Source organism: Ralstonia sp. Ralssp135 (assembly GCF_047304345.1).
Taxonomy (GTDB): domain Bacteria; phylum Pseudomonadota; class Gammaproteobacteria; order Burkholderiales; family Burkholderiaceae; genus Ralstonia; species Ralstonia chuxiongensis.
This window is the reverse complement of record NZ_JBGLYZ010000069.1, coordinates 1-11,108: the sequence shown is the minus strand read 5'-3', so window position 1 is coordinate 11,108 and position 11,108 is coordinate 1. Positions and strand designations below refer to the sequence as shown.

Annotated in this window: 9 protein-coding genes; 4 read left to right on the top strand and 5 right to left on the bottom strand. The window is 64.4% G+C overall.

The genetic code is table 11. The features are described 5' to 3' along the window. Window positions 1–896, top strand: an 896-nt coding sequence (gene rodA, locus ACCD03_RS24995; RefSeq protein WP_413413230.1) for a rod shape-determining protein RodA, incomplete at its 5' end; no start/stop codon positions are given. 36 nt (window positions 897–932) lie between these two features. On the opposite strand, the gene ACCD03_RS24990 is transcribed toward rodA, so the two are convergent. Then, window positions 933–2,621, bottom strand: coding sequence for an AMP-binding protein (locus tag ACCD03_RS24990; RefSeq protein WP_316677747.1), 1,689 nt, complete (start codon window positions 2,619–2,621; stop codon window positions 933–935). A gap of 453 nt (window positions 2,622–3,074) precedes the next feature. Here ACCD03_RS24990 and ACCD03_RS24985 point away from each other — a divergent pair, with 453 nt between their 5' ends. Next, window positions 3,075–4,013: a LysR family transcriptional regulator gene (locus ACCD03_RS24985; protein ID WP_325649163.1), complete on the top strand. Its 939-nt coding sequence runs from the start codon at window positions 3,075–3,077 to the stop codon at window positions 4,011–4,013. Between the two features lie 79 nt (window positions 4,014–4,092). Here the strand turns inward: ACCD03_RS24985 and ACCD03_RS24980 are convergent, their stop codons facing one another. The 4 genes from ACCD03_RS24980 to ACCD03_RS24965 form a co-directional block, all read right to left on the bottom strand. Further along, a complete protein-coding gene (locus tag ACCD03_RS24980; RefSeq protein WP_316677749.1) occupies window positions 4,093–6,723 on the bottom strand; it encodes a DNA topoisomerase III in 2,631 nt (876 codons plus the stop codon). Between the two features lie 255 nt (window positions 6,724–6,978). Then, a complete protein-coding gene (locus ACCD03_RS24975) occupies window positions 6,979–7,359 on the bottom strand; it encodes a thioredoxin family protein (protein WP_325649160.1) in 381 nt (126 codons plus the stop codon). A gap of 62 nt (window positions 7,360–7,421) precedes the next feature. Further along, the gene (dprA, locus tag ACCD03_RS24970; protein WP_325649158.1) at window positions 7,422–8,627 is read right to left on the bottom strand and encodes a DNA-processing protein DprA; all 1,206 of its coding nucleotides are present in this window, start codon (window positions 8,625–8,627) and stop codon (window positions 7,422–7,424) included. 25 nt (window positions 8,628–8,652) lie between these two features. Beyond that, complete coding sequence (locus ACCD03_RS24965; protein ID WP_325649165.1) at window positions 8,653–9,840, bottom strand: LysM peptidoglycan-binding domain-containing protein; 1,188 nt, start codon at window positions 9,838–9,840, stop codon at window positions 8,653–8,655. Between the two features lie 252 nt (window positions 9,841–10,092). Between ACCD03_RS24965 and def the strand changes: the two genes are divergently transcribed. Further along, the gene (def, locus tag ACCD03_RS24960; RefSeq protein ID WP_024977067.1) at window positions 10,093–10,608 is read left to right on the top strand and encodes a peptide deformylase; all 516 of its coding nucleotides are present in this window, start codon (window positions 10,093–10,095) and stop codon (window positions 10,606–10,608) included. Window positions 10,609–10,618: 10 nt separating this feature from the next. Further along, window positions 10,619–11,108 (top strand): ArnT family glycosyltransferase (locus tag ACCD03_RS24955; protein WP_413413229.1); only part of this gene is annotated, 490 nt, incomplete at its 3' end.

The following is an 11,108-nucleotide window of genomic DNA, read 5'->3' as shown; positions in this document are numbered from 1 at the left end:
GCGTGGCGCTGTTGATTGGCGTGGCGGCGTTCGGACTGATCCGCAAGGGCGCGCGGCGGTGGCTCAATATCGGCGTGGTGGTACAGCCTTCCGAGATCATGAAGATCGCCATGCCGCTCATGCTGGCGTGGTACTTCCAGAAGCGTGAGGGCGTGATCCACTGGTATGACTATCTGGCGGCAACCTTGCTGCTGCTGATTCCTGTGGGATTGATCGCCAAGCAGCCGGACCTGGGCACCGCGCTTCTGGTGCTGGCGGCAGGCATCTACGTGATCTACTTTGCCGGGCTGTCGTGGCGGCTGATCGTGCCGGTGCTGGTGATTGCAGTCACGGCGATCACGCTGGTGGTGTCGTTCGAGTCGCGCATCTGCGCCCCGGGCGTGAACTGGCCGATCCTGCACGACTACCAGCAACACCGCGTGTGTACGCTGCTCGACCCGACCACCGACCCGCTCGGCAAGGGCTTCCACACCATCCAGTCGATCATCGCCATCGGCTCGGGCGGCGTGACAGGCAAGGGATGGCTGAAGGGTACGCAAACCCACCTGGAGTTCATCCCCGAGAAGCACACCGACTTCATCTTCGCGGTGTATTCGGAGGAGTTCGGGCTGGTGGGCAACGGCGTGCTGCTGTTCCTGTATCTGCTGCTGATCTTGCGTGGGCTCTTTATTGCCGCCAACGCGGGTACGCTGTTCGGGCGCCTGCTGGCCGGGTCGATCACGCTGATCTTCTTCACCTACGCCTTCGTCAACATGGGCATGGTGAGCGGCATCCTGCCTGTCGTGGGTGTGCCGCTGCCGCTCATCAGTTACGGGGGGACGGCGCTTGTCACGCTGGGCATGGGCATCGGCATCCTGATGAGCATCGCCCGGCAGAAACGCTTCGTGCAGACCTGACAAAACGGCCGCCAGAATTTGGTGGCCGTTTTGCTTTCAGGCGGCGATGGCTTCTTCGCGCAGCAACCTTCGCAACACCTTGCCCGTTGCGGTAGCGGGCAGCGCATCATGGAACTTCACGCGCCGCGGCACCTTGTACGGCGCCATGTTGTCGCGCGACCAGGCAATCAGCTCGGCTTCCGAGAGCGTCACGCCGTTCATCGGCACCACGTGCGCGCACACGACTTCACCTTTGTCGGGATCGGGGATGGGGGTCACGGCCACTTGGCGGATGCCCGGGTGGCGCGACAGCAGCGCCTCGACCTCTTCAGGAAACACGCTGTAGCCCGACACCTTGATCATCTCTTTGATGCGGCCCTGCCATTGCAGGTAGCCGTCGGGCGAGACCTGGCCGATATCGCCGGTGCGCAGAAAGCCGTTGTGCAGGACGGCGCGCGTGGCCTCGTCGCGCTGCCAGTAGCCGCGGAACACGCCGGGGCTGCGGATGGTGATTTCGCCGGCCTGGCCGGGCGGCAGTTCGGCGCCGGTATGCGGGTCGACGATGCGTACCTCAGTCTGCGGGACGATCTTGCCGTGCCAACCCCAGCGCGGGGCATCGGCAGGCGTGATGGCGTCGCAGGTGTGGGTTTCCGACAGGCCATAGGCGGCTTCGTAGATGCGGCACTGGGGGCCGGCAAAAGCACGCCACTGCTCGGCAATGGCTTCGGTCAGCGTGACACCGAAACTGGTGCATGGGTTGGCCACCAAGGATTCCATGCGGTATTGCGCCGCGTCCGGATGCGCCATGACCGCCAGGTTCATTGGCGTCATGCTGTACCAGCGTGTCACGCGGTAGCGGTCGATGGCCTGCAGCACGGCCAGGGGATCGAACCGATAAAGCAGGATGGTCGTCGCACCGGAATACAGCATCACGTTCATGCCCATCAGCATGCCCGCGATATGCGACAGCGGCGCCACCGCCAGCATCACGTCCGAAGCGTGGATCCCGCTGACCTGCACCGTAACGGCGGTCTTATACAGCGCGTTGCGATGCGTAAGCATGGCGCCCTTGGGGCGGCCGGTGGTGCCAGATGTGTAGACCATCAGCGCAACGTCGTCCAGGCTCACCTGGATGGCAGCCACGGCGTCGCGCTCGGCCACATCCACGGGCTCAGCCATCAGCTGCATCAGATCAAGTTGCGCGGCGCCCGGCTTGTTCTTGAGCGGCGGTGCAGACGAGGCATCGGCGGCAATCAGCTCGGGCGGCACGGCCAGCGCCTTGCGGCACGCGGGCTGCGAAGGCTGCAGATCGGCATAGCGCGTGGTGATGACGGTCGTGACCGACGTGCCCGGCCGGGCGGCCTCGACAATCGGCATCAGGTCTGCCGCCGCCACCAGAATCTTGGCGCCGCAATCGGCCAGTTGGTCACGCAGTTCGTGCTGACGCGACAGCGGCCCGCAGGGCACGACGATGCCGCCCAGCTTGGCCGTGGCCAGATGGGCCACGATGGCTTGCGGACAGTTGTGCAGAAACAGCGCAACGCGATCGCCGCGTGTCACGCCCAGTCGCTGCAACTGCACCGCCAGCCGCGTTGAGGCCTGATCCAGCTCGCGCCAGCAGATCGTGCGGCCGTACCACAACAGGGCGATGCGCTCGGGCGTCTGCTGCGCATGGAGGGCGCAATACCGGTGCAGCGGCATCTCGCCCGCCAGATAGTTGACCGGTTCACGGTTCTGGATGGTCATGTGGTGTCTCCTCGGCCGCCGGCATCGCAAGGCGACACATCGGCCCTGATGGCTGCCCTCGTTGCGGGGCGCTCATGCGGGTCAGGGTTCGCGGCATCCATTGTTCGAGTATGGCGAAGCCATCTGGCCACCGCCGCACCGATTTGCGCAAAACCGCGTTCCACCCATGATTTGGGTCAAACATGACCTCGCGCAAGACGAATCCCCAAAAAAAATCTACCGCTCGGTATAGAGTCTCGGCGCAAATCTGCTGTTGCGTCAATCGGTGAGAAGTCGGATACGCAGCCCTGGCAATAAAACATCGCAAACACAACTGGGACAGGATTCTCACATGAGCGTGTACTCACATTCAAGGATTGCCCCTAGGCAGTGAATTGCTTGTGCCACTATTAAACATTTGCTGTCACGACAGATTTGTTCTATTTTTGACAACAAATTATGTGAGAGGCTGGAATGGATCGTTTGCAGTCGATGCGGGTGTTTTCCAAGGTGGTGGAGCTTGGCAGCTTCGCCCGGGCGGCCCAGCATCTGTCGATGAGCAATGCCGTGGTCACGCGTTACGTGGCCGACCTTGAGGCGCATCTCGGCACGCGCCTGCTCAACCGCACCACGCGCAGCCTGTCGCTGACCGACGTGGGCGAAACCTACCTGCAGCGCTGTGCGCAGATCCTGCTCGACATTGACGAGGCGGAATCGCTGGCCACTTCGCGCAGCCAGGCGCTGGTCGGTGGCCTGCGCATCGTCGCCCCCGTCATGTTCGGACTGCACGTGCTGCCGATGCTGCTCGCACGCTTTCAGCAGCTCTATCCCGAAGTGACGTTTGACGTGGCGTTGTCCGACCGCCCGATCGACATCGTCGAGGATGGCCGCGACGTCGGCATCATGGTCTCGGAACTTGGCCTCGGCTCGCACCTGGTCGCACGCCGCATGATTTCCGCCGAGATGGTCATGGCGGCCACCCCGGCCTACCTCCGCCAGCATTCCACGCCGCAGCGCGCCGAAGACATTGCCGAGCACCGCGTCATTGCGATGTGGCACCCGCAACTGCGTCACGAGTGGGAGATGAGCACCGTCGACGGCCAGTCGATTTCGGTGCCGGTGCAGCCCTCGCTCGTCACGAGCAATGCCGAACTGATGCACCGCGCCGTGCTCGCCGACATGGGCATCGCGATTCTGTCGTCGTACATGGCCCGGCCGGATTTGGAGTCCGGACGCCTGGTGCGCGTGCTGCCGCAATACAAGCTGCCGCATCGGTCGCTGTCGCTGGTGTACCCGAGCCGCAAGTTCCTGCCGACAAAGGTGCGCACGTTCATCGATTACATGCTCGCCCAGGCGATGGAGGTCAAGCACAGCGAGGCGCGCGCCGGCCGAGGCCTGAGCGAAGCCGCATAAGCCAAACTGCATCGCCATCGCTAAAGCAAAACGGGAGGACAGTGTCCTCCCGTTTGCGTTGGTGCCTGCGAAACCGCGATCAGGTTTCGCTGGTGCTTTCCTCGTCAGCCTCGGTTTCAGTGGCTTTCTTGCGCGCCGGGGCCTTCTTGGCGGCCGTCTTGCTTGCGGTCTTGGCCGGCGCCTTCTTGGCGGCAGGCGTTTTAGCCGCAGCGGTCGTCTTCTTCGCCGCGGTCTTGGCGCCGGGCTTGCCCTTGCCTTCGCCGCGCGGCTCGAATTCGAAGCCGATCTTGCCGTCCGGCTGCTTGACCAGGAACGCCTTGAAGTTGCGGCCCGTGCGCGCCGACTTGAAGCCGGTCAGCAGATCGGTCTTGCCCTCGGCCAGCAGCTTGGCCAACTGCTCGCGGCTGATCTCCTGCTGCAGGATGATCTTGCCGGTGGTGAAGTCGCAGGTCTTGGGCTGCGCCACAGCGTTTTCGCAGACGTACTTCAGGCCGTGCTCGTAGACGCTGCCGTTGCACTTCGGGCAGTGGCCGACGCTTTCCTGGCCGGAGAAATCGACCGGCTCGCCATCGTCTTCATCGTTCTGGCCGAAGTCGAACTCCATCTTCCAGTGACCGTCTTCCTGCGCCAGCTTGAGGATGGCGGCAAACGGCCGGCCCATCTTGCTGCGGAAGCCCTGCAGCGGGCCGATGGTCTTGTTGGTCAGCAGCTCTTCCACCTCGTCCAGCTCGAACTGGCGGCCACCCGGAATCTTGCTGATCGAGAAGTCGCAGTGGCTGCAGGCGAAGCGGCGGTAGTTTTCCTTGACCACGTGGCCGCATTGCGGGCACGGCGTAGAAAGCGTTGCGTAGTCGCCGGGGATGGTGTCGCTGTCGTATTCCTTCGCGCGTTTGACGATCTGCTGCGTCATCTGCGCGATCTCGCGCATGAATTCGTCGCGCTCCAGCTGGCCACGCTCGATGAGGGAAAGCTTGTGCTCCCAGCCGCCGGTCAACTCCGCCTGCGTCAGTTCTTCCACACCGAGGCCACGCAGCAGCGTCATCAGCTGGAACGCCTTGGCGGTCGGGATCAGTTCGCGGCCTTCGCGCACGAGGTACTTTTCCGTCAGCAGCCCTTCGATGATGGCCGCGCGGGTGGCTGGCGTGCCCAGGCCCTTGCCTGCCATGGCTTCGCGCAACGCATCGTCGTCGACGAGCTTGCCGGCGCCTTCCATGGCGGAGAGCAGCGTCGCTTCGTTGTAGCGTGCGGGCGGCTTGGTGGTGAGGCCGACCGGCTCGATCTTGTCCGTCTTGACCTTCTCGTCCTTGGCGACCGGCACGAGGTTGGCATCTTCGCCTTGCGCCTCGCGGCCGTACACGACCAGCCAGCCCGGGTTCACCAGCACCTTGCCTTCGGTCTTGAAGTGATGCCCGGCCACCTCGGTCACGCGCGTGGTGACCTGGTATTCGGCCGCCGGGAAGAACACCGCCAAGAAGCGGCGCACCACCAGGTCGTACAGCTTCTGCTCCGGCTCCGACAGATTCTTCGGTGCCTGCAGGGTCGGGATGATGGCGAAGTGATCGCTGATCTTGCTGTTGTCGAAGATCCGCTTGTTCGGCTTGACCCACTGGTTGGCGAGGATCTTCTTCGCGTGCGTCAGATAGTTGGGTGAGCTTTCGCCCAGCATGTCCAGCGTCTGCTTGACCGTGCCTAAGTAGTCTTCGGGCAGCGCGCGCGAATCGGTACGCGGATAGGTCAGCACCTTGTGCTTTTCATACAGCGCCTGCGCCAGGCCCAGCGTGTTCTTGGCCGAGAAACCGAAGCGGCCGTTGGCCTCGCGCTGCAGGCTCGTCAGGTCGAACAGCGCCGGCGACATCTGTGTCGACGGCTTCGATTCTTCCGTCACGGTGCCCGGCTTGTCGCGGCACGCAGCCACGATGCTCTTGGCCTCGGCCTCGCTCCACAGGCGCGAATCGCGTCGTTCGGGGTCGAACTCGTCCTTCTTGAACTTGGGGTCGAACCAGCGGCCTTCGTACAGGCCGGCGGCGGCGATGAATTCAGCGCGCACTTCCCAGTAATCGCGCGGGACGAAGCGTTTGATCTTCTCTTCGCGCTCCACCACGATCGACAGCGTGGGCGTTTGCACGCGGCCCACGGTGGTCAGGAAGAAACCGCCGCCCTTGCTGTTGAACGCGGTCATGGCGCGCGTGCCGTTGATACCGACCAGCCAGTCGGCCTCGGAACGGCAGCGTGCGGCATCTGCCAGCGGCATCATGTCTTCGTTGCTGCGCAGCTTGCCAAAGCCATCACGGATCGACTGCGGCGTCATCGATTGCAGCCACAGCCGCTTCACCGGCAGCTTGGTGTTTGCGTGTTGCGCGATCAGGCGGAAGATCAATTCACCTTCGCGCCCCGCGTCACAGGCGTTGATCAGGCCTGTCACGTCCTTGCGCTTGATCAGGCGTGTCAGCACCTTCAGGCGCGATTCCGACTTGGCGATCGGGCGCAGATCAAAGTGCGGCGGGATCACCGGCAGATGAGCGAAGCTCCATTTGCCGCGCTTGACTTCGTATTCATCGGGCGCAGCAATCTCGACCAGGTGGCCGACCGCCGACGAGAGGACGTAGTCGTCGCTCTCAAAGTACTCGTCGTGCTTGGTGAAGCCACCCAGCGCGCGCGCGATATCAGCGGCGACCGACGGTTTTTCGGCAATGATGAGAGCCTTGGACATGTGAGCGGATCCTGGCGATCGCAAGTAATCGGGTAAAGAAGAAGTCGCTTTTCTATAGCGACCGTTCGCGTGTTTTTTTTAGAGTCTTATGGCAACGCCTGCCGACTTCAAGTGCCGCGGGCGCTTGTCAGCGCGCCCGTTGGGAGGCCATCAATCACCGGTCGGTCCCAAATTTGGCCGCCAATCATAAGCGCGGTTCCTTTTCAGGCGCAATAGAGTGGCGCATGCATCGCTTAGTGTTGTCAAGACCAGCGATCACGCCAATTCCAGCAGCCAGCCTCGCAAGTCCGGGGCCGATGGCACCGCCGGAGCAACGCCCAGATCACGCGAAAGCAATCCCTCAACAACACCTGCGTGAGGCAAGACAGGGCCGAAAAACAACACATCGTTCCCACGCTGCACCAGCAGGGTCGGAAAGTTTTCGACGTCGTAATCGCCAAGCGCATCGGCGTGGTCTTCCACATCGACCCAGACAAAGCAGCATTCCGGATGCCGCTCGGCGAGTTCGGTGAAGGTCTTGCGATAGCTGCGGCACGTGCCGCACCACTCGGCGCACAGGCACGCCACCAGCAGTTGCCCCAAGCGCATGCGCGCGTGCAGCGTGGCGGCGTCGATGTCAGGCGAGAGCAGTGGCATGAAAAAAGGCGCTAAGCGACCAGCGGGGTGACGAAGGGGTCGCGCTTATTGTAGGCACGCTTTCACGGAAGCCGCAGGAAGCGCCCGCCGGGCTGACGCTCAACGCGGCCATCCAGCTCCAGCGCCAGAAGCTGTGCGGATAGCGGAGCAGCAGCCTGACCGGTGCGCTCGCACAAGGTATCCAGATCGACGGGATCGAAACCGAGCGCGTCGAGTAGCGCCGTTTCAGCGGCACTCGGCGCCGCCCGGACGGGAGCCGGCACAGCCTCGGCTACCTGGACCGTGGCCGCGCGCGTCGCACGTTTGGCCGGCGCAGCAGCACGCCCCCAGCCAAGTTCATCGAGGATATCGGCGGCGGTTTCCACAAGCTTGGCGCCTTGCTTGATCAGCAGATGGCAACCCTTGGCCAGTGGCGAATGGATCGACCCCGGAATCGCAAACACATCGCGCCCCTGCTCGGCCGCCAGCCGCGCGGTGATGAGCGAGCCGGACTGCGCCGCCGCTTCCACCACCAGCAGCCCGCGCGCCAAACCCGAGATCAGACGATTGCGGCGTGGGAAATTCTCGGCGCGTGCGCCCATCCCCAGCGGGTATTCAGAGATGATCACGCCAGCCTCGGCAATGCGATGCGCCAGCGCCCGATTGCGGGCCGGGTAAACAATATCGAGCCCCGTACCCACGACTGCGATGGTGCTCCCCGGGCCTGCAAGCGCGCCTTCATGCGCCGCCGCGTCAATGCCGAGCGCCAGGCCTGACACGATCGTCACGCTCGCTGCCGACAGCGCCTGGGAAAACGCCCGCGCGTTGTCGATGCCGGCTGCCGTGGCGCTGCGCGCGCCCACCACGCCCACCGCTGCGGCGCGCAGCAAGGAGGCGTCACCCTTGGTGTACAGCAAGGTCGGCGGGTCCGGCAGTTCGAGCAGGCGGGGCGGGTAGCCGCGATCGGCCAGCGTGAAGATGGCATTGCCGGGCTCGTTCACCCAGGCGACGGTACGCTCGATCAGCGCCGCAAGCGTGTCGTCGGGCTCGGCGAGCACCGCGCGCGCTTGCCGCTCGGGCAGCACCTTGGCGAGCGCGGCATATGGCTGGGCAAAGATGTCTTGCGGTAAGCCGAAGGCCGCGAGCAACTGCCGCGCAGCAACGGGACCAACGCTGGGGGTTTCAGTCAGACGCAGCCACGCGGCCAGTTCGGCCGGATCGCGCGTACAGGAGAGGGAAGCTGTCGAATCGGCCGCGGCGGGCGCCGCGACCTGGGATGCATCGGTCAAATCAAGGACTGCGTTAGCGCGTAGTTCAAGGTTGCGGCGACATCGGGTTGCTGACGCTGTCGCCCACTTCCACGGCGTTCGATGCGTCCGTCACCAGCGCATAGGCCACGTGCGGGAACACACGGAACACGAAGGCCAGGCCGTAGCGCTCAGCGGGCAGTTGCACGGCCTCGTTGCCGGCCGTCGCGTCTTTCACGACGGAGCCAGCGCGCGCCAGCGACAGCACGTGGCCCGGCTCAAGCCCCTGCTGGCTGCCGATGTTCAGCACAACCACCTGGTCGGTGCCGCCAAAGCGCACGCCGCCGGTGACCTTGGCGACCGCGCCGTGCACGTCGCCTTCCGGCGCATGCGGCACATAGCGCACCGGCACGCGCGGGGGCAGCGGCATCAGTTGCGAGCCGACGCCCATTTCTTCCTTGGACGACAGCACTTCCATCTTGGTGACCGCCTGCGGGCCGGTCGCCGCGCGCACCACGCGCAGCGTGCCAAGGAAGTCTGCTTCATAGCCGAGCACGTTGCCGGTCACCGGGTCCTTGAGCGGCCGGACCGGGCGATACGCCTGCCATTCGGCGCCGGCTTGGCCGCCTTCACCTGCGGGCAAACCGCGGGCGTAGGCGTTTTCGCCCTTGCCCAGATAAACACGGCCCTCGGGCAGCGAGAAGATGCGCGCCGGCGTGGCCAGCGTTTGTTCATCCACCACGATAGGCTGGGTCAGGAAGGGCTCGATGGCGGCGGAAGGAATGCTGGAGATGGCGTCGCCATCCTGTCCCGACACGCGGGTATGCGGCGACAGGCGCACCGTGCTGCCATCCGCCGATGCCGGCGAACTCGACAGCCAAGCACGACCATTGGCGTGATGCAGATACAGGATCTGGCCCGGATAGATCAGATGCGGGTTGCGGATCTGCTCGCGGTTCATGCCCCACAGCTCGGGCCAGCGATAGGGCCGCTTGAGGTACTTGCCCGAGATTGCCCACAGCGTGTCGCCACGGCGCACGGTGTACTGCGCGGGCGCGGTGGCGGACAGTTCGGATTCGGGGATGCCCGCTTGGGCAGCCGTCGCGGCCTGCGCCTGTTGCGCCGGCGTCACAGTGCGCTCGGCGGCGTGGGCGGCGCCCATGCAGAAAAGCGCTGCCGCGGCAACCGCCGACAGGGCGCAAACGTAAGGCTGGCGCGCTTTCGTGGCGGTTTGCATGGCGGGCTGAGAGAGCATCGGTGTGTTACGATGGCGCATTATTCTATGAAGAATCGGCGAGTGGTCCGCGTGCCTGTTCGACGCCTCACCGCCGCAGCTGTACGCAGTTCTGCGTCGCAGCAAGAGGGGTATGACATCCAACATTCGTCAGGCTTTTTCCTAAGCCATGTGGCGGATAGCGCCCCCGATTCTGCATGACATTCCAAGCGATCGCAATTGAAGGCAACCCCTCGTTAGCGTGGCCTTCTGCAACCGTTGTTGCCAAGCATCATGGCCCTACTGAATATCCTGCAATACCCTGATCCGCGGCTGCACAAAGTCGCCAAGCCTGTCGCCGTTGTCGATGACCGCATCCGCAAACTCGTGGCGGACATGGCCGAGACCATGTACGAGGCGCCCGGCGTTGGCCTGGCCGCCACGCAGGTCGACGTGCACGAGCGCGTGATCACCATCGACGTGTCGGAATCGCGCGACGAACTGCGCGTGTTCATCAACCCGGAGATCATCTGGGTAAGTGATGAGCACAAGGTCTGGGACGAAGGCTGCCTGTCGGTGCCCGATATCTACGACAAGGTCGACCGTCCGGCCCGCGTGCGCGTGCGCGCACTGAACGAAAAGGGTGAAACCTTCGAGCTGGAGGCAGACGACCTGCTGGCGGTGTGCATTCAGCACGAGATGGATCACCTGATGGGCAAGGTCTTCGTCGAATACCTCTCGCCGCTCAAGCAGACGCGCATCCGCTCCAAGCTCAAGAAGCACCAACGCGACGCGGTACCGCAGCGTTGAACGCGTTCCCATGCCTGCCGACGCCGGTGCGCCCCCTCGCTCCATCCCGCTGATGCCGATCGCTCCCGCAGACGCAGGCACGCACGCCAGCCCGCGCCGCCTGTCGGCACTGCTGGTGCGGCATTGGCGTGCCGTCGTCCTGCTGATGCTGTGCGCGTATTTCGTTGCGGGCACGTTCTGGCGCGCACCCTGGAAGGCCGACGAGCCGTATTCCTTCGGCATCGTCATCAACATCATCGAGCGTGGCGACTGGGTCGTCCCCAACGTCGCCTTCGAGCCGTTCGTCGAAAAACCCCCGCTGATGTACTGGACGGGCGCGCTGGCCGCGCTGGCGCTGCCCGACATGCCGCCGCACGAAGCGGTGCGCGTGGCGGTGCTGTTCTGGATGGCGCTGACGTGCTGGGCCGTCTGGCGCACGGCGCGCCTGCTGCGCAGCGAAGCGCGCGACTGGCGCTTGCGCGTCGGCGCAGACCTCGCGCGCGGACGGCCTGGGCTGACCC